General features: G+C 44.5%; 16 protein-coding genes. 11 read left to right on the top strand and 5 right to left on the bottom strand.

Translation table 11 applies throughout. From position 1 onward, the window contains the following. Positions 1-3: 3 nt before the first annotated feature. Positions 4-675: a hypothetical protein gene (locus ACHEVO_RS12255; RefSeq protein WP_394125112.1), complete on the bottom strand. Its 672-nt coding sequence runs from the start codon at positions 673-675 to the stop codon at positions 4-6. A 261-nt stretch (positions 676-936) separates the two neighbouring features. Between ACHEVO_RS12255 and dapC the strand changes: the two genes are divergently transcribed. The 8 genes from dapC (at position 937) to ACHEVO_RS12215 (ending at position 10,166) form a co-directional block, all read left to right on the top strand. Further along, positions 937-2,166: a succinyldiaminopimelate transaminase gene (dapC, locus tag ACHEVO_RS12250; protein ID WP_394125111.1), complete on the top strand. Its 1,230-nt coding sequence runs from the start codon at positions 937-939 to the stop codon at positions 2,164-2,166. 153 nt (positions 2,167-2,319) lie between these two features. Then, positions 2,320-4,269 (top strand): DUF294 nucleotidyltransferase-like domain-containing protein, encoded by a 1,950-nt coding sequence (locus ACHEVO_RS12245; RefSeq protein WP_394125110.1) that lies wholly within the window; start codon positions 2,320-2,322, stop codon positions 4,267-4,269. 82 nt (positions 4,270-4,351) lie between these two features. Continuing rightward, positions 4,352-4,957 (top strand): 3'-5' exonuclease, encoded by a 606-nt coding sequence (locus ACHEVO_RS12240; protein ID WP_394125109.1) that lies wholly within the window; start codon positions 4,352-4,354, stop codon positions 4,955-4,957. 312 nt (positions 4,958-5,269) lie between these two features. Then, positions 5,270-7,303, top strand: coding sequence for a D-alanyl-D-alanine carboxypeptidase/D-alanyl-D-alanine-endopeptidase (locus tag ACHEVO_RS12235; protein WP_394125108.1), 2,034 nt, complete (start codon positions 5,270-5,272; stop codon positions 7,301-7,303). A gap of 69 nt (positions 7,304-7,372) precedes the next feature. Then, positions 7,373-7,858, top strand: a complete 486-nt coding sequence (locus ACHEVO_RS12230; protein WP_394125107.1) for an ABZJ_00895 family protein — start codon at positions 7,373-7,375, stop codon at positions 7,856-7,858. Between the two features lie 185 nt (positions 7,859-8,043). Continuing rightward, entirely contained in the window at positions 8,044-8,580 is a 537-nt protein-coding gene (locus tag ACHEVO_RS12225; RefSeq protein ID WP_394125106.1) for a DUF421 domain-containing protein, read from the top strand. Between the two features lie 85 nt (positions 8,581-8,665). Further along, a complete protein-coding gene (gene rlmH, locus ACHEVO_RS12220; protein ID WP_394125105.1) occupies positions 8,666-9,154 on the top strand; it encodes a 23S rRNA (pseudouridine(1915)-N(3))-methyltransferase RlmH in 489 nt (162 codons plus the stop codon). A 121-nt stretch (positions 9,155-9,275) separates the two neighbouring features. Then, a complete protein-coding gene (locus tag ACHEVO_RS12215) occupies positions 9,276-10,166 on the top strand; it encodes a DODA-type extradiol aromatic ring-opening family dioxygenase (RefSeq protein WP_394125104.1) in 891 nt (296 codons plus the stop codon). 29 nt (positions 10,167-10,195) lie between these two features. Here the strand turns inward: ACHEVO_RS12215 and ACHEVO_RS12210 are convergent, their stop codons facing one another. Both ACHEVO_RS12210 and ACHEVO_RS12205 read right to left on the bottom strand, forming a co-directional pair. Beyond that, entirely contained in the window at positions 10,196-11,689 is a 1,494-nt protein-coding gene (locus ACHEVO_RS12210) for an amidase (RefSeq protein WP_394125103.1), read from the bottom strand. Positions 11,690-12,013: 324 nt separating this feature from the next. Next, the gene (locus tag ACHEVO_RS12205) at positions 12,014-15,337 is read right to left on the bottom strand and encodes a DNA translocase FtsK (RefSeq protein ID WP_394125102.1); all 3,324 of its coding nucleotides are present in this window, start codon (positions 15,335-15,337) and stop codon (positions 12,014-12,016) included. Positions 15,338-15,884: 547 nt separating this feature from the next. Here ACHEVO_RS12205 and trxB point away from each other — a divergent pair. Genes trxB through ACHEVO_RS12190 form a run of 3 tightly spaced genes read left to right on the top strand, consistent with a single transcriptional unit; the run spans position 15,885 to position 18,179 of the window. Beyond that, on the top strand, positions 15,885-16,907 hold the full coding sequence (gene trxB, locus ACHEVO_RS12200; RefSeq protein ID WP_394125101.1) for a thioredoxin-disulfide reductase: 1,023 nt from the start codon (positions 15,885-15,887) through the stop codon (positions 16,905-16,907). Continuing rightward, positions 16,908-17,714, top strand: a complete 807-nt coding sequence (gene aat / locus ACHEVO_RS12195) for a leucyl/phenylalanyl-tRNA--protein transferase (RefSeq protein WP_394125100.1) — start codon at positions 16,908-16,910, stop codon at positions 17,712-17,714. Positions 17,715-17,744: 30 nt separating this feature from the next. Continuing rightward, positions 17,745-18,179 carry a MerR family transcriptional regulator gene (locus tag ACHEVO_RS12190; RefSeq protein ID WP_057758493.1) on the top strand — a complete coding sequence of 145 codons (435 nt, stop codon included), beginning with the start codon at positions 17,745-17,747 and terminating at the stop codon, positions 18,177-18,179. 72 nt (positions 18,180-18,251) lie between these two features. Here ACHEVO_RS12190 and rimI read toward each other — a convergent pair whose 3' ends face one another. Both rimI and ACHEVO_RS12180 read right to left on the bottom strand, forming a co-directional pair. After that, positions 18,252-18,746 carry a ribosomal protein S18-alanine N-acetyltransferase gene (rimI, locus tag ACHEVO_RS12185; protein WP_394125099.1) on the bottom strand — a complete coding sequence of 165 codons (495 nt, stop codon included), beginning with the start codon at positions 18,744-18,746 and terminating at the stop codon, positions 18,252-18,254. 157 nt (positions 18,747-18,903) lie between these two features. Then, positions 18,904-18,980 (bottom strand): EF-Tu C-terminal domain-related protein (locus ACHEVO_RS12180; protein WP_449301519.1); only part of this gene is annotated, 77 nt, incomplete at its 5' end.

The raw sequence follows: 18,980 nt of genomic DNA, 5'->3' as shown, positions 1-18,980 counted from the left end.
GTTTTATAACGTACTTCTATAGGTTATCTCGCTAGCATGTTCGTTCAGTTCATCATCAGCAAGCTCTGGCGGCAAAACACCTACTTCATGTGGCTGCTGCTCCATGATTAATCGTCCAGCATCGACTTCTTTTTGTAGCAAACACTGCAAGCTTGCTAGGTGAAACTGTCCATCTAGATAATCGTCTAATGCTTCTAAAGAAATAGGCGATTTGGCATGTACATCAGGATACAGACTATCCTCTGCCAAAATAATCATCTCATTGAGCGCCTCTTCGCGCATCAGCTCATCGTTGTCTATTTTGCGCTGTAGTTTGTTTGCCAACTGGCCTTTAGCAGCAAGGGCGCTGACAAAAAATATGGTCTGTATCACAAATAAAGAGACGTATTGCCATAGCGGTAATGAGATACCGAATATATTATTGAGCAGCATCAAGGCCATTGCCACTACCACGTAGCTGACTAATTGCCACAACAGCCACATAATTAGGCTGTTTTCACCATACCAAAACATTTTCTTTTCTTGACGCTCGATCAGTTGCTGGCGCGCTTGCCACCAGCTCTGTTCACGCTCTTTGAGCAGTTTATACAGGTTAGAGCGCTGTAAATTGTTATCAAGTTTTTCATTATTGATATCTTTAGCGATGAGATCATCATTATTTAGCACACTAGACATATCAAACTATCCTTAAAACGATCTACCACGTTTGTGATGTAGTCATTTTTTATATTGTTATAGGTTATACATTATGAAATGTTCAAAAGACTTTTTGGCGACTACCTATTTGGTAGTCATATGATGAATAGCTTACGCTTGGTAAATGCCTACTCACGATATAAGAAGAAAAGGACAAAAAATTAGAGAAGTGCTACACTGCTCTAATGTAAATTTTCTTTATAACTTTATTATTAATTGTCTATTATAGTTATCACACTTATGAATCACAACTTAAAGCATCTACATCCTTATCCATTCGCAAAGATGGCAACCTTGCTTGCCGATAGCAAGCCTGCCAACGGTTACAGTGAAATAAAGCTCGGTATTGGTGAGCCAAAACATGAGCCCTCTGCATTTGTGCTGGACGTCCTACGCGAAAACTTGGACAAAATAAGTCGTTATCCGACTACAAACGGTATGTTTGAGCTACGTCAAACTATCGCCCACTGGTTAGAGAAGCGTTTTTTTCTTAATCATGTCGATGCCAATACTCAAGTATTACCCGTGATGGGTACGCGTGAAGCGATTTTTAGCTTTGTACAAGCGGTCGTTGATCATAATGTAGCTGACAAAGAGAGCAATTCTCTAGCACCCAATACATCGCCTACGGTTGTCATGCCCAACCCGTTTTATCAGATATATGAAGGCGCGGCGATACTGGCACAGGCAACGCCTTACTTTGTCCCTTGTACATCAGATAATGACTACAAAGGTGACTATCGCGCGGTACCAAAAGACGTCTGGATGCGTACGCAGCTATTGTTTGTTTGTAGTCCAAACAATCCAACAGGCTCCGTCATGACGATGGATGATTGGGAGTATCTCATTCGTCTATCAGATCAGTACGGTTTTATTATTGCCAGTGACGAGTGTTATAGCGAGCTGTATTTTGATACAGCACCGATTGGATTGCTCCAAGCTTGTGCTGCCCTCGGTCGCCGTGATTTTAAAAACTGTATCGTGTTCCACTCTTTATCTAAACGTTCAAACTTACCGGGTTTGCGCTCTGGATTTGTGGCTGGTGATGCCAAAATTTTGCAGGCTTATTTGCAATATCGTACTTACCAAGGTTGTGCGATGCCGATACCTCATCAGCTGGCCTCTATCGCTGCGTGGCAAGACGAAAAACACGTCGCTCATAATCGAGCGCTATATCAAGAAAAGTTTGCCCTATGGATGTCTGAGCTTGGGGAGTTGCTAGAGTTACGCATGCCTGATGCTGGATTTTACTTCTGGGTCAAAGTACCTGAGCAGTTCGGCGGTGATGATGAAATTTTTGTCAAGGCGTTGTATGAGCAAGCCAATATTCATGCATTGGCAGGACGTTATTTGTCACGTGAAGTTGATGGTCATAATCCTGGACAAGGTTATGTGCGTATCGCTCTGGTCGCGAGTGCCGATGAGAGCCGAGAAGCAATCAGTCGTATCCGCAAATTATTAGGTGCTTAAAGCTAATTAGAAAAATCTAATGTAGCTGGAATAAATGTCGCAGTAGCAAAAAGCCTCCAATAACCACAATATAAATAGGGTTATTGGAGGCTTTTTGTTTTATTAATGCTATAGTAAAGTCTCTACCGAAAATATGCCATCAAGGATGATGCCATGCCCCATCTTGATTTTAGCCAACCGCCCTTCGATGTATTGAGCTTAGCTGAGCGTCAAAGCATTAGAAAAAACACCCAGATACGCTACCTTGCCAAAAACGAGAGCTTGCCTGCAGAAGAACTGCAATGTCTGTATGTGGTCATCAAAGGGCAAATCGAGCAATCATTAGATGGTGAGTTTGTCGCGTCCTATGTCGGTAGCAATCATGCTGACGGTCTGAATAATAATGATTGGTTTGATAGTCGCCGCCTGCCTGAGTCAATTACTAAGAATAATAGGCTAGAGCCTGAAAGTACGTCTATACAGACCTATCAATTCCGAGCTAATGAAGAGACGTTACTGCTCCAAGTCGCGGGCACCGCTATCGATAAAATCAGTGCGCAAAATCATTTGGTACGGCAAATGCTATCAGACAAACTGCCTGAGCGATTAAAAGCATTGCGCCAACGACGTCATAATAAAACGCTAGATCCTGCCAGCTATACCAACCAACAAGAAGTACAGCAAATCATGCTACAGCCAGTGATAGATGTTCATCTATTACCAGTGCATATCGTCGATGCCGATGATAGCTTGTACGAAGCAGCCCGCATTATGACCAAAGCTGGATTAAAACATGTACTGGTCCGACCGCTACATGGCTTAAGTGGCTCACAAACAGCGCAACATGAGACAAGATTACTTTTAGGGATTTTGACCGATACTGATATCTGCCGCGCGGTAAGCGATAAACAAGATCCTGCCACTACTCCTTGCCAGCGCTATGCAAACTTTAATCTACGTACCATCAAAGCCACTGATGAGATTGGCGATGCGCTACTAACCATGACTCGCTACCGGATTCACAGACTGCCAGTCATTGATAAGAGTGGCGATGTCGTCGGTGTGCTTGGGCAAAGCGATATGCTCGCTCACATTGGCCATCATTCGCAGCTGATTAGTATTCAAATCGAACAGGCACAAGACTTATCTAGCCTAGATACCGCTGTTGAGCTGATCGGTCGCTATATTCGTGCACAGCATCACAATGGTGTCAAAATCGGCAATATCAGTCGTATGGTACAGACGCTAAATGCGCAGGTATTTACCAAACTATGGCAGCTAATCGTACCTGATGAGGTGATGGCCAATACCTGCCTTATCGTTATGGGTTCGGAAGGGCGCGGTGAGCAAATCATGCGTACCGATCAAGACAATGCGCTCATCATTCGTGATGGCTATACGCATCCTGACCTAGCACAGTTTGCTGATACTTTTAATAATAACTTAGCGACGCTTGGCTACCCACTGTGTGATGGCAATATTATGATGACCAATCCTATGTGGCGACAACCGCTCAAGCAATTCACTGCGCAAATTAACCTATGGTTTAGAAATTCAGATCCGATGCATGGTATTTACTTGTCTGCAATACTAGATGGTGAATACGTCTGCGGCGATGAGTCACTGCTGACTCAAGTACGTCAGCATTTAAAGCTTGCTCATAACCAGGCAGATCCTATGTTTGTCAGGCAGTTTGCCCGGGCAGCGCTACAATTTGGCGATGTTAATCAATGGTGGCAGAAGTTTGTACCTTTACTGGGTAGTAAATCAGCATCATCTGATATTGACCTAAAAAAAGCTGGCATCTTTCCTTTAGTTCATGGTATCCGTACCTTAGCATTAGAAAACAATGTGCTCGACGTGCCTAGTACCAAGGCGCGTTTAAAGGGCTTGGTACAGGTTAATGCTATGACCCAAGAGCGCGCCGATACTTTGCTAGAAGCCTTAGAGTTTTTTATGGCGCAGCGCTTATCTGTGGCACTCTCAACTGACGATAAGCATGCACGGCAAGTAGACCCTACGACTTTGACCGCACTTGAACGTGACCTACTCAAAGAGTGTCTGGCCGTGGTCAAAAGCTTCAAAAACCAATTGCGTCAACACTATCAACTAGAAATCGCATAAATGTGGCAGTCTTAATATAGATGCTTCATAAATACAGAAATTTTATAAATACAAAAATAGCATAGATGGATGAGCAACCAATATGGGCTGGTTACAGCAGTTATCTTGTGCTTGGCAAAAGACGCAATTGCAGCGTCTAGAGCTGGCCTCAATGTTTACGACACCTTCGGCTGAGCAGTGGGTGGCGATTGATTGCGAAATGACAGGATTGAATCCCAAAAAACATCACCTGCTGTCTGTAGCAGCGATACATATTAATGGCAATATCATCAACACGGGTAATGGCATGCATTTGGTTTGCAGACCTCCTGTCATGCCAGACCGCAACACCATTGTTATTCATGGTCTGCGTACCGCCGATGTTGAACATGGCATGAGTTACGATGACATGTTAGCCCTACTACTACCATTCATAGGTAATCGACCAATTGTTGGATTCTGCACACAGCTAGACATGGCTTTTTTAAATCCTTTGGTCAAACGCTATATGGGAACCTCGCTACCAAACGAAGTCATAGACTTGCGGCATTTGTACAGTCGACGTATCAGCGGACATACACAAGGGCTCTCTAACCAAGCCCAACATCTAAATCGTATCCTAGCCCATTACAACATTCCTGAACTGGGCGCGCATGATGCTTATAACGATGCTGTTATGACTGCGATGGCTTTTTTGCATGTGCGTTAGCAGCAAGTCATGCTCTCAGTTCAATCGATAGTTAGAGTTAGTTATCTCAATAAGGGCGTCGTTATCGCAAGGCCGTGTCCTCATTTTGAAAATGGTGATAAAAATGAGATAAATGGCAGCCCAATAAGGAAGGTAGTACAGATAATATCGAGATATTAGCCAGCTACTTGACACAGTTTGGCAAAGATTTAGCCATTTAGAGTTTACTGTTCAGATTGATGACACGCCCTAAAATTGTGCTGCTGGCATCGTGCGCGAAAACAGCAACTCATGTTACCATAGGCTGTTTTTGCCACCTGATGAAAGATGCTCATGCGATACCCTTCTAAACGCCGTCATTACTCTACTGCTGCAACCAAAACCACCACGCTTTGTCGTCATTTGCGACCGCTGAACCAACCTAGTAAACGTCTATCTAGGTTAGCGTTATTGGCAGCATTTATAGTCGCACCGATACATGCACAAGCAGCATTGCCAGCAGCCATTCAAAAAGCCTTGGCGCGCGCCGATCTAACAGAAGCGGATATCAGTATCGTGATTACCCCTGTGGGTGACAAGACTGCCAGCCGTCTGCCTACCCCTATTCAAGTCATTGATAGTGATGAATCTGACAGCCAACCTACAACTACTATAGTATCTGAGCATTCAGTTACAAACGCCTCTACGGATACAAGTACGAGCCATCAGAGCGCGTTGGTTACCATAGAGCAGCGCACCATTGAGAAGCACGAGCAAAAAATACATGCTTATACCGATGACCCTTATACTTATCAGAGCGTAGAGAGCATTCCAACAGTTATACCTGACGAACCTCAGCATACGCTTGATCAGAATGCCAAAGCCAAAAATGCTGCGAGCAACAATAAAACCTCTATAAAGATTTCATTTTCGCCTTTGCTGGATCACCAGTCCGATATTCCTCGGACGCCTGCCAGCACCATGAAACTCGTGCCTAGCTTTATCGCTTTGGACACTTTAGGAGCGGATTTTGTGTGGCATACACGGGTTTATCACACAGGTATTGTCATCGGTAACCATCTACATGGTGACTTGATTATTCAAGGAAGTGGCGACCCGAAAATGACCCACGAGCGCTTAAAGCAGTTACTGTATAAAGTACAAGCATCCGGTATTCGTCACATCGATGGTGACATCATCATCGACAGCGCAGTTTTTAATAATGTTAGTAAAGATCCTGCCGCCTTTGATAACTCACCGCTACGCCCCTATAACGCTAGCCCTGATGGGTTTCTGGTTAACTTTAGCACCATTGGTATCAAAACTTACCCTCAAGATAATGGCCAAGCAAGCGTGACCTATAAGCCGCGGTTAGCCAACTATCAGCTGCCTGCTACAATCAATACCCGTGCAGCCAGTTGTGGGCAAGCAAGCTATAGCCTAGCGCCGCAGTGGCAAAACACGCAGCTTGTATTAAATGCCAGTCTGCCAGAGAGCTGCGGTGAGCATGTCTTTTACGTAGCATATCCCAATGCCAAAGAGTTTGCCGCACACGTCATCGCTGCCAAATGGCAAGCACTGGGGAATACTTTGAGTGGGCAGGTCATCTCGCAAGAAACCCCTTACGATGTGACCAAGACGACAAAACGAGCGCATGGGCTTACGGCTATCGCGATGTCTCCTCTACCTATGGTCAGCTATCCGTCGTTGAATTTAACCGAGCAGATTCATGACATTAACCACTTCTCAAACAATGTCATGGCTGAGCAAGTGGCGCTATCTATAGGCGCTTACGATAAAGAAAGGCTGACTCAAACAATACCTGCTAGCACAATTGCGACTAGTCCAAGCAGTCATGAAGTCAAAGCTAGTAATGAGATGGATAATAAAGTAGCGGCTGATAAATCTAGTGGCAAAAAGGCTGATAGCTTATATCAGTTTGGCAAACCTGCTACGACAGACTATCCAGCAGCCTTACAAACCATCAATCAATGGTGGCAAACCAATCTCAGGACGCCACCGCCTCATTTGACCAATGGCTCAGGACTTTGCCGTGAGTGTACAATAACTGCCGCCAACCTAAGCGAGCTACTGATTTATGCTTACAGTCGACCAAATTTTGATGCTTATGTCGACTCGTTAGGTGTCGCTGGGGTTAGTGGCACTATTGCCGCCCACAGCGATCGCTTGCCTGAATCGACAGCCACTGGCCGCGCATGGATAAAAACTGGTACGTTAAATAACGTCACTTCAATGGCAGGTTATGTCAAAGGACTGTCAGGACAAGATTACGTTGTCGTCGGTATAATCAATACTGAGCAAGCATTAAATCCTTATGCAGCAAGGCCTGTATTAGATGCCATGCTCGACTGGACAGCACAGCGTTGATATTTTAATTAACGCTTTAAGACGTTGTACTATCAATACTCTATTTTTTACCTTTATAAAGGTTAGCTTATGTCACGCCAGACAACCAGTCTCAACAAACCTCAGACGCTTGTACAAGTGCAGCCCAAACTGGCACGATATGTCGGTTTTTTTGCGATTGGATACACGCTCGCCAGTACCATATTTATGATGATACAGACCAAACTTGCGCTCAATCCACAACTGGTCATGGTGGTTTCTATTATCGTGGGTGCTTATATCGCTGTCAGTAAATTTATCAAACATCAGAAGCGAGCATTAGCGCGAGATGAGATTAATAAGTTGATGTTTGGTGGGATTATGATTGTCTGGATGCTGACGGTCATTTATTTTTCAGCCATCTGGTTTTGGCTGTTTGACACAATAAGCCGTGAGGTACTGTTTGAGATGGCGATGCAGCGTCCACTGCCCCTGCTTTCATCACTAATGTTGATGCTGGTCCTCACTCTAGTCAGTGCGCGAATCAGTCTATGGTCTATCAATAGATTATTAGACCCTATACGCAAATCAACGTAAGTACAAACCATCATCTACAAGGTGCTACAAAGTTTTCCCCTGCTAATGCGTAAAATCCGTTAGGCTAAGTTTAAGGCGTGTCATTATTTTAAGAATAGTACTAAAAATGAGACAAAGTAAGGCGCGCCCTAGTAAGTAGTATTTTAGCGATGACTTGTTTTACCTTTATAATAGGAGCGAACATTATGGACATGATCTTTTTTGACAACATAGACAAGCTTGGTCGTATTGTTTTGACAACTGTTATGGTTTACGTGTTGATCGTGACAGTTACCAAAGTCTCTGGCAAACGCTCAACGTCACAGCTTAACAACTTCGATTGGATCGTGACGGTCATGATCGGCTCGTTGGGTGCCAGTACAATTTTGCTCAAAGACATACCATTTGTCGAAGGGGTGTCGTCTATTTTAGTGCTGTACCTATTGCAATTTGTGGTGACCAAATATGCGTCTATTTCACCGCAATTTAGTAACTTTATTCTATCAGAGCCGCGTATCGTTTTTTATCAAGGGCAGTTTTTGCCAGACGCCATGCGTGATGAGCGCTTGACGCGACAAGAAATCGAATGTGCCATGCGTTCTGAAGGGATTAATAGTTTTGATGATGTCGAAGCTATTGTTTTTGAGTCTGATGCAAAATTGACTGTCATTCCAAAGCCAAGCCAAGCGGACGATCAAAGCGCAAGTAGCAACGTATCAGAGACGATTAATCCTCTGATGTAAATTGCAGACAATGAAGAACGAGCGATACAACTATTAAGAACACGGCCTAATAAGCTTGAATTCAATTATCGAGATGGTAAGTATTATGAAAGTAAGGATTTTGACGGTTGGCAATAAAATGCCTAGCTGGGTACAGACGGGTTTTGACGAATATTACAAACGCATTCAACCAATGCTAAGCACAGAAATTGTCGAGATTGCGGCAGCCAAGCGGGCAAAAAACCCTTCAGATACCAATTTGGCACAGTACCGTGAGCAAGAAGGTCAGTCCATACTAGCCGCTCATAATGCATCAAGCCGAGAGCAATTATGGGTACTAGATGTCAAAGGCAAGATGATTTCGACAGAAGGACTGGCTGATAAGCTCGCAGATGGCATGCTGCAAGGCGACGATATTGCCTTGGTCATCGGCGGTGCAGATGGCGTCTCACCAGAAGTATTAGCAAAGGCCGATGCAAAATTATCACTATCAGCACTGACATTGCCGCATCCGCTAGTACGCGTCGTACTCATGGAACAATTATATCGCGCGATGAGTATCAATAATAACCACCCTTATCACCGTGGAAATTAAACAAAATACTAGGGTATGTCCTCATTTTAAAAATGGGAACACGCCTTAAGCTATTTGTTTGATTTAAAACATTGACTCTAAAGTAGATTGAAAAACTGGCGCACGCCCTAATAAATGCAACATGAAATATCCAAAACGTGCGACACCCAACGCCTCTAAGCCCTCTCATCAACGTGATGATCATCATAATGTGCAGACGCCTATCACAGCGGCTGCCGCATGGGAGAATACGTCTGATGTAGCGACAAATACATCTAAGCCACCAGCGCTCTTTATCTCGCATGGTGCCCCTACGCTTGCAATTGAGCAGTCTGCGACGACCAGTGCACTGGCACGTATCGGTCAAAACTTACCTAAGCCACGAGCCATCGTCATTATGTCAGCGCATTGGCAGTCAGCAAAGCTAGAGATTAGCAGTAATCCACAGCCAAAGACGTGGCATGACTTTTCAGGATTTTCGCCTGAACTTTACGACATTCAGTATCCTGCTATAGGCCAACCAGCGCTGGCTGAGACACTTGCTCAGCAGCTGACCGCACGTGGTATTACTTGTAGTGTCAATCCAGTACGTGCCTGTGATCATGGCGTTTGGGCGCCGCTCAGACATCTGTATCCAGAAGCCGATGTGCCTATCATACAGATATCACTACCACAGCATTATGACAGTATTGCCTGCTATCAGTTAGGGGCACAGTTAGCACATCTACGTGATGAGCAAATTCTCGTCATTGGCTCAGGTAACATTACGCATAATTTGCAAGCATTGCGCTGGGAAGCTGACAGCATCGATCAAGCAGCCAAAGCATTTAAGCAGTGGTTGTTGCAGCAGCTCAAAATAGATATTCCCACGGCGCTCGACTGGCAGCAATACCCAGACTACAAGGACATTCATCCAAGTGATGAGCACTTGCTACCGCTGTTTTTTGCATTAGGTACTGGTCAGCGCGTTTCTGTCGTTCATCAAAGTATGGCCCATCATAGTTTGGGTATGGATATTTATCGCTTTGATTGAGTGCTATCAATCCAAACTATAGCTTAACCCTACTTCTCAAAAGCGTGTTTGGTAAATAAACCTGCGCGCTCCATCTCACCTGCCACGCTGAATAATGTCGCTTCATCATTCATACGTCCGATTAATTGCATGCCAATCGGTAGGCCTTTTTTGCTCATACCGACGGGTACTGACATCGCGGGTAACCCCGTAACATTACCCAATAACGTAAAACCCATCTTACCTAATACAGGTGCGCTGAGCTTTTCTATCATGCCTGAGCTAAAGGCATATCTACCCATATTAAAGCCCTTGTTAAGCACCTCGGCGCTACGCATCATCATCTCATCCATACGACTGGGCGGTAGTACACCATGCTTTACCGCAGGCGTGGGCACAGTCGGGCACAAAATCATATCGTAGCCTTCTAGCAATAGACCCGTCTGATACTGGCTATGATGCCAGCCATGTTTGGCATGTGCCAAATCAACCGCTGATAGCGAACGCCCAAGCAGTGCCATATTATAAGTTTGTGGCTCTAGGTTTTTGACGTGGTCAACACCAAACTCACGCTCGATATTATCAATCGTAAAAGCCGTATGCGCGCAGACCACCACGATAAAGTCATGCCAAAACTGCTCAATATTAATATTTGGCTCGGCTGGTACTACCTCGTGACCCATAGACTCTAATTGCTTAGCCGTTTGCTCAAGTACCGCCAGCACCTCTTTGTCCACTATCGTATTGGCTATCAAAGGCTGCTGATGCAAAGCGATTTTTAGCTTTCGCGGTGCACGCATTGCCGCTTGCAGAAACGTACCGTCTGGCGGAGCTATAACATAAGGGGCGCCAATCTCTGCTCCACTAGTGGCATCTAGCATCGCCGCACTATCGCGCACTGATCGCGTAATCACATGGTCAGCCACTGCCCCCTCCCAGCCTTCACCAAGATTAGGGCCCATTGGATTACGTCCACGGCTTGGCTTTAACCCAAACGTACCACACCAAGCAGATGGAAAACGTATCGAGCCGCCACCATCACCGCCGCCTGCCATCGGGACAATACCGCTCGCAACTGCTGCTGCACTACCTCCTGACGAGCCGCCAGAACTGTAGCCTTTTTTAAAAGGATTGTGAGTAGCACCATGCGCTTTTGGCTCAGTGGTGATAATCAAACCAAACTCAGGCGTGTTAGTCTTGCCAAAGGTATTAACGCCTGTCGCTTTCATCCGTTTGACGATTTCACTGTCTTTTTCTGAGATAATATTGACACTGCGGCTACCCATCGTAATAGGTTCGTCGGCGAAGCTAAATGACAAATCTTTTAGTAAATACGGCACGCCAGTAAATACACCTGAAGGCAAACCTGCCTGCGCGGCATTGTAAGCGCGCTCATCAAATCGATGTACAATGGCATTTAGCTTAGGGTTGATTTGATTGGCTTGATGGACAGCAGCGTCTAGCAATTCTTTCGCGCTGACCTCACCTGAATTGACCAATGCCGCTAAGGCTAACCCATCATACTGAGTATATTCTTTAAACATAACTAACCTTCCTTGGAGAGTAATTTTATTAAGACTATGTAGCACGCATACTTTCTAAAACTAATGACTATTTTTTCATAAACTCCTGTCAGTTTAGTATAAAAAACCGTGCCTGATATTTGATAAACGGACTCGTTAGTCATCTGGTCGATTTCGCTAGTTAATAAGCCAGTATACGAATCTACACTTCGCGCCCTAGAGCATATTGAACAATAAGAGCTTACTTCTAAACCCACAATTTATAAAAGCATTATTAAGTTTCTTCCATAAAAAAACGAGCCATTCACATGACTCGCTTTCTCGTTATCAACTTAAGGATTAATCCTACATCAATAGTTCACGTTTGCCACTTTTGCCCATCGAGCTGACCAATCCAGCTTCTTCCATAGAGTCGACAATACGCGCGGCACGGTTGTAGCCGATGCTGAATTTACGCTGAATGCTTGAAGCAGAAACTTTACGTGTTTCCATGATAAAGGCCACGGCATCATTATATAAATCATCATCTTCACCAGAGGCATTGGCTGTACTACCACCGCCTGGGCTAGACAATTCAAAGTTGCCTGCCATGTTATCAATATAATCAGGAGCGCCGCGCTCACGCCAAGCGTCACAGACACGGTTAACTTCTTCATCGCTGACATAGGCACCATGTACACGATCTGGCTCAATTTGCCCTGGTCCCAAGAACAACATATCGCCGTTACCCAGCATGTCCTCTGCACCGCCGCTATCTAGAATCGTACGTGAATCGACTTTTGAGTTGACTCGTAGTGCTGCACGCACTGGGATGTTGGCTTTAATCAGACCCGTAATGACATCGACTGACGGACGCTGAGTCGCTAGCATTAAGTGAATACCAGCAGCACGCGATTTTTGTGCCAAGCGTGTGATGAGCTCTTCAGCTTGTTTACCGACCTGCATAATCATATCGGCGAACTCATCCGCGACAATGACAATCATGGGTAAGGTTTTTAGCTTGGGTGCTTGGCTAATACTTACGCTGTCATTTGGTCGCCATAGAGGATCGAGCATTGGATTGCCTGACTTCTCCGCCGCGATGACCTTCTTGTTAAACTCATTGAGCTTACGAACCTTTAGCAAACTCATCAGCTGATAGCGACGTTCCATCTCGGCCACACACCATGACAAGCTACTGGCCGCTTCCGTCATATCGGTGACTACTGGCGTTAGTAAATGCGGAATATCATTATAGTTAGCAAGCTCTAACTGCTTTGGATCAATCAAAATAAGACGAAGCTCATTGGGTGTATATTTGAGTAGCATTGATAGTAGCATCGAGTTGACCAATACTGACTTACCAGAGCCTGTGGTACCAGCGACCAGCATATGCGGCGCACGCGCAAGGTCGGTAATGATTGGGTTTCCACCGATGTCTTTGCCCATCGCCATGCTAATCTGCGCTTTCGGGTCTTTGAACGTTTCTGTATTGAGCAGTTCAATCAAACGTACCATTTCACGTTTCTTGTTAGGCACTTCGATACCGATGTAGGGTTTGCCTGGAATTACTTCTACCACACGCAAAGAAGCCATTGATAGTGAACGCGCTAAATCACGCGAGATACCTGTGACTTTACTAGCCTTCACCCCAGCAGCCAATTCCACTTCGAAACGAGTGACGACAGGGCCAGGGATAGCATTAACCACAGAGGCTTTTACGTTAAATTCTTGTAGTTTAATTTCTAATAACTCAGACAGTTTTTCAAGCTCAGCCACAGTGTAGCTAGGCTTGCGGTCAGGATCAGGCTTATCCAATATAGACACTTCTGGAATAGGCGTCAGGCTGCTGCGATAAGCTGCCGTTTGCATCGAGCGCGACTTTTGACTGAAGGCTGCGTCATCACTAATATGCGGCATGACCGGTACATTGGTGTCGTCATCACTGTCGTCCTCTGGCATCATATCAGTGATATGGTTACTGCTATCACCCTCTGGGACAGCAAAACTAACAGATGGTTGCGCGGGCGTTTTAGGCTCAGGCTGTACATTTGAGACTGGACTGGTCACTTCCACCGTTGGCGCTGCTTTTGGATTGGCAGGAGGCGTATTGGTTGGTGTCATGTCTGAAACGTCTGGCACATCTGACAATGCAGGCTCCGTCTCTACTGTTATCGGAGCAACTTCAGGCTCAGAGACTACTGCTGTCTTTTCAGTATGTGGCAACTCTACAGGCGTAACAGACAGTTGATTGGCTGACTCCTGGGCAAAGCTAATAGGCTCTTCTACGATAGGTTCTGGAGTCTTCTCTGGTACTACTGGCTCAGCTGCTACAGTTTCCTGAACAGGCTTAGAGTCTTCATACGTTTCTACAACAGATTCCGCAGATTCTGATATATCAGCATGCTCTGCCAACCATGCTTCTGCTAGCTTATCTACTTCCGCAGTCTCATGTGTCGTAGGGATTTTAGGCTCAGTAGGTTCAATGACTGGCTGACTGGCTAAATTACTACTCACTGACTCATCAACCGATTCCGTCGTGGTAGTTACTACAGTAGCAGGTACTACTTTCTCTAACGATGCTGTGGTACTAGTACCTGTTTGGGAATAGTTGGGTACAGGCATAGCCGAGCTGCTCATGCCACTAGCACTGTAAGCCATCTGCTCACTTGCAAGTAAGTCATCGACCGTATTGGCGTCATTCCATGCAAAGCTTGGCTCGACTTTGCGCGCAATAGGTGCAGCCAAATTTGAAACTAATGGCTGGACTGCATTGTTGGCTGTATTATCAGTAGCAGCGTTAAGCGTTTCTGTATCGGTATTTGCCTGATCACTTTTTGAGCTATTGGGTATCGCCGCTGCTTTTGCTGCGATGACAGAGGCTTTGACACTATCTGCCAATCCTGAGGTTGCCAAAAAGTCTGACAATACACTACCGAAACGTCCACTACTGCTGACGTCTTGAGCACCGCTAGTATTTTCCGCAGACTGTAACTCAAGTGGCAGCTGCTCATGCTCTACTTTTTTATCTACCGATTTATCTAATTTCTGGCTATCATCTTGTGATGCAATGCTCGGTTCAGTAACGTCGATAGCATCCTGACTTTTTACACCTGAGCCAAGCCACGACAGCGCACGAACCTTTTGATATATCGTCATCCAATGGATATTAAAGGCAAACGTAGCGGTAATCACAACGAATACTGCTAAGAAAACCACACTCCCCCACTGCGATAGCAGCTGTGCCAAACGCGCCTGTAACTCTAGCCCGATGATACCACCAGCGACACCTTCGAGGCCGATTGCGTCAGGATTTGTGACTTGCTGAACTAGAGAGACCAATTGTGCAAATAATGCGCTAGCACTTAATAGTAAAAACACATAAGCGACCAATCGCATGAGCCAAAACGTAGGCTTGTTTTCCCACCAAATCAAGATAGATTCATAAACCACAAACGCCAAAAACCACCAAGCACCAAACCCAAAAAAGCTATAAAGCAAATCGGATAACCATGCGCCTGCCTCGCCACCCATGTTATTAATCGTGGTCATATCACTACTGATGTGCGACCAGCTAGGATCATTGCCTGTATAAGTCATCAAAATGACAAACAGATAAACGGCCAGTATTAACCCAAGGAGGGTAAACATTCCCTTTTTTAAATACTCAATAAGCGGTGCTGATATCACGTAAGATCTGCCTTGTTATTAATACTAAATGGTCGCCAATGCATGACTAAGCCTAATCATGCTGACATAAAGTGTTGACATAAATGTACCGAGCGAAGTGTTTGTTTGGCATGTGCCGATCATAGAGCCTTAAAACAACCGTTATCGCCTGGCCCCTACTACACTTGGCATAACTTCTTATAATAACAAATACATAGGTGCAGTGGCGACAGTCTTATCAAGAAAGCGGGTAAGAAAATAAATCAGTAGACACTTTGCGTAAGAAAACAGCTGGTTAGCGAAACAATAGTGGCAAAATATGGCTAACTGTATTGCCTAAATTCTATAAAATAGCATCTGTTTTCGCACTTATGTTCTAAAGTTATTTATTCTTTGATTCTAATGATACCTGTGTTTGTTTTAGCAAACTTGCACTTTGTGCGTTGTGCCCTTATGTTATTATCACACAGCAATTAGAAGAAGCATATTCGTAGTCATTTTTGATATTCGTCTTTTATTATATTTATAACTTACATTTTTAATTCGTATATTTAGCAAGGAACAACTCATGGCAACTGACACTACTGCTCCACGTCACGAAAAGCTCATTATTTTAGGCTCAGGCCCTGCTGGCTACTCTGCCGCAGTCTATGCAGCACGCGCCAACCTTAAGCCAGTTATGGTCACTGGTATGGAAGTCGGTGGACAATTAACCACCACTACTGAAGTCGACAACTGGCCAGGCGATGCGCATGATTTGACAGGTCCTGCATTGATGGAACGGATGAAAGCGCACGCTGAACGTTTCGGTACTGAGCTGGTCTATGATCATATCAACGAAGTAAACCTAAACGAGCGTCCTTTTCAGTTGACAGGCAACAACGGTAGCTATACTTGTGACGCGCTCATTATCTCAACTGGTGCCTCTGCACAGTACTTGGGACTAGAGTCAGAAACCAAATTTAGAGGGCTTGGTGTATCAGCCTGTGCTACTTGTGATGGTTTCTTTTATAAAAACCAAAAAGTTGCGGTAATTGGTGGTGGTAATACAGCGGTTGAAGAAGCTTTATACTTGTCTAATATTGCGTCTGAAGTGACCTTAGTGCATCGCCGTGACAGCTTACGCTCTGAAAAAATCTTGCAAGACAAGTTATTTGAAAAAGCTAAGAATGGTAATGTCAAAATCGAATGGAACCACCAAGTGAAAGAAGTGGTCGGTGATGATATGGGCGTCAATGGCGTCGTTATCGAATCGATGATTGATGGCAGCACTAAGCAACTAGATACAATGGGTATGTTTGTCGCTATTGGTCATAAGCCAAATACTGACTTGTTCAAAGGTCAATTAGACATGAAAGATGGCTATCTGATCGTTAATAGTGGCTTGAATGGTAATGCCACTCAGACCAGTATCGAAGGTGTGTTTGCCGCAGGTGACGTAGCTGATCACGTTTACCGTCAAGCCATCACTTCTGCTGGCACTGGCTGTATGGCTGCGCTAGATGCTGAAAAGTACTTGGATGCATTGGGCGAAACCGTCGCTCGTGATCACACTTATGATTCAACACTAACTGCAGATAAAGAAACCTAAATGGGCAACTTTACTCAACAGCACGATAAACAGATTACGCCTGAGACTTTAAAAAGTCTTGGGCGTTATGACTTTCCCGATCCTATTTCTATCGATCCTGATGGTATTGGTATCGTCGCTATGGGCGGTGACCTAGCACCTGAAACGCTGATATCAGCCTATGCTCAAGGGCTGTTTCCTTGGTTTAACGAAGATGAACCTATTGCTTGGTGGTGTCCCGAGCCACGTTGCGTGATTGTCCCCTCTGCCTATCAACCGAGTAAGTCTCTACGTAAGCAAGCAAATCGCGAACGTTGGCAAGTGACGCTTAATCAAGCTTTTGACGATGTCATACATGCCTGTAGCTTACCGCGCAGTGATGGCCTTAATGACAATCAGCCTGAAGGCGAGCATACTTGGATTCATGATGAGATGATTGAAGCTTATACCAAACTGCATGCACAAGGCTTTGCTCATAGCATTGAAGTTTGGGACGAAGCAAGTCAACTGATTGGCGGATTATACGGGTTAAAAATAAACGGCATCTATTTTGGTGAATCAATGTTTCATCGAGCATCTAATGCGTCAAAGCTAGCGTTTTGGGGTCTGATGCGCCTGTGTGAGCAAAGTGATGTCGCACTCGTCGACTGTCAATTACCGAACGATCATTTAATGAGTTTAGGTGCCACTACTTTACCACGTGCTGATTTCCTAGCTCAGTTAGACAACTTAATAGGCAGCCAGTCTGTGCCATGGCAAAGGCACTCTCATAAACCGTTAGCTGTATCATTACTGGATAGCGAATCGCCTTGGCAACCAGAGTTATGATTATCATAGCGAAAAAAATAAGAGGTTATTATGGCACTTGATACATCGTTTCTATTGATTGGTGAGCTAGCAGCAAAGGCCAATACGACCAAAGATACGGTTCGCCATTACGAGCAATTAGGCTTGCTAAAATCTCGCAAGCGTCAGGCAGGCTCACGTTTATATACCGAGTTTCATCCAGAATGTATCGAACGCATAGAGCTGATCAAAAGTGCGCAAGCTATTGGTTTTACGCTTACTGAAATCAAAAACAGCTTAAATGATTATTATGATGGTCACTTGGATATCGATTCACAGCTTTTACTCACACAGCAGAAGCTAGAACAAGTTAAAAAACAGCAAGCCAATATCAGCATAATGGTGGAGTTACTGAGCGAACGCTTGGATATTTTAGGTCGAATGAAAGCAGATAGTGATTATCAGCTTGATGTAGAAGTCTGTAAAAAGAAAATTCCTTTGCAATAAAGCTTAGTCAATTCTGCTCTTATATCGTAGCTGTTATAGCCACTTATTTTTTATTAAGCTTTATTTTCTTTATTAAATATAATTATGCTGCATGATTAATGCATCGACTGCTGGTTTATGTGGCACTTTATAATAGTTTCTACGTCTATGAATAATGCTAAACGCTTGTTGCTCGTATAACGCTATCGCCGCTGTATTATCGGCACGTACTTCTAACAAAAGACTTTCGACCTGATTGAGCTGTAACAGTTCATGCAGCCTATTCAGTACCTGCGAAGCAATGCCTTGTCGTTGGTGCTCTGGATCAGTTCCGATACGCAACACCTCTGCTTGCTCAAAAGTTATTTGATATAAGCAATAGCCAACTATCTCACGATGAGAGACATTCTCTTCTTCGATTTGATCGTAAGCAATCAGCAGACTAATACTGTCCTGCTCAAGTAACTCAGCTAACGTTTTCTGATTCCAAGCATCATCTGGTTGCACCGTCGCTTCTATATTGGCAACAGTTTGAATAACGTTTTCGGAATTTAATGCATTCGTTGGTAATACTTCTATCGCAAACATGACGTTCCTTTCATTTAATTAGTCTCATCATTTGGTTGTACTTAGATTATATAAGTAAGTGAATACATTATTTATTCTTTATCATAAAAAAAGGCCACCCTAGATAGGGTGGCCTTTTTTATGACTAATTCATAAGCTCATTACTGAGACTTAATGATTAGTTCAATACGTTAGCAACAACACCAGCGCCTACAGTACGGCCGCCTTCACGAATAGCGAAGCGAAGACCTTTGT

The sequence above is a fragment of the Psychrobacter nivimaris genome (genome assembly GCF_043419765.1).
Taxonomy (GTDB): Bacteria; Pseudomonadota; Gammaproteobacteria; order Pseudomonadales; family Moraxellaceae; genus Psychrobacter.
The sequence above is the reverse complement of the archived record's forward strand: the minus strand, read 5'-3'. Positions and strand labels throughout refer to the sequence as shown.

What these genes read in the sequence shown, in the direction of transcription:
- ACHEVO_RS12255 (WP_394125112.1), bottom strand. Translation starts at nt 675, where the DNA reads ATGTCTAGTGTGCTAAATAATGATGATCTCATCGCTAAAGATATCAAT.
- dapC (WP_394125111.1), top strand. Translation starts at nt 937, where the DNA reads ATGAATCACAACTTAAAGCATCTACATCCTTATCCATTCGCAAAGATG.
- ACHEVO_RS12245 (WP_394125110.1), top strand. Translation starts at nt 2,320, where the DNA reads ATGCCCCATCTTGATTTTAGCCAACCGCCCTTCGATGTATTGAGCTTA.
- ACHEVO_RS12240 (WP_394125109.1), top strand. Translation starts at nt 4,352, where the DNA reads ATGGGCTGGTTACAGCAGTTATCTTGTGCTTGGCAAAAGACGCAATTG.
- ACHEVO_RS12235 (WP_394125108.1), top strand. Translation starts at nt 5,270, where the DNA reads ATGCGATACCCTTCTAAACGCCGTCATTACTCTACTGCTGCAACCAAA.
- ACHEVO_RS12230 (WP_394125107.1), top strand. Translation starts at nt 7,373, where the DNA reads ATGTCACGCCAGACAACCAGTCTCAACAAACCTCAGACGCTTGTACAA.
- ACHEVO_RS12225 (WP_394125106.1), top strand. Translation starts at nt 8,044, where the DNA reads ATGGACATGATCTTTTTTGACAACATAGACAAGCTTGGTCGTATTGTT.
- rlmH (WP_394125105.1), top strand. Translation starts at nt 8,666, where the DNA reads ATGAAAGTAAGGATTTTGACGGTTGGCAATAAAATGCCTAGCTGGGTA.
- ACHEVO_RS12215 (WP_394125104.1), top strand. Translation starts at nt 9,276, where the DNA reads ATGAAATATCCAAAACGTGCGACACCCAACGCCTCTAAGCCCTCTCAT.
- ACHEVO_RS12210 (WP_394125103.1), bottom strand. Translation starts at nt 11,689, where the DNA reads ATGTTTAAAGAATATACTCAGTATGATGGGTTAGCCTTAGCGGCATTG.
- trxB (WP_394125101.1), top strand. Translation starts at nt 15,885, where the DNA reads ATGGCAACTGACACTACTGCTCCACGTCACGAAAAGCTCATTATTTTA.
- aat (WP_394125100.1), top strand. Translation starts at nt 16,908, where the DNA reads ATGGGCAACTTTACTCAACAGCACGATAAACAGATTACGCCTGAGACT.
- ACHEVO_RS12190 (WP_057758493.1), top strand. Translation starts at nt 17,745, where the DNA reads ATGGCACTTGATACATCGTTTCTATTGATTGGTGAGCTAGCAGCAAAG.
- rimI (WP_394125099.1), bottom strand. Translation starts at nt 18,746, where the DNA reads ATGTTTGCGATAGAAGTATTACCAACGAATGCATTAAATTCCGAAAAC.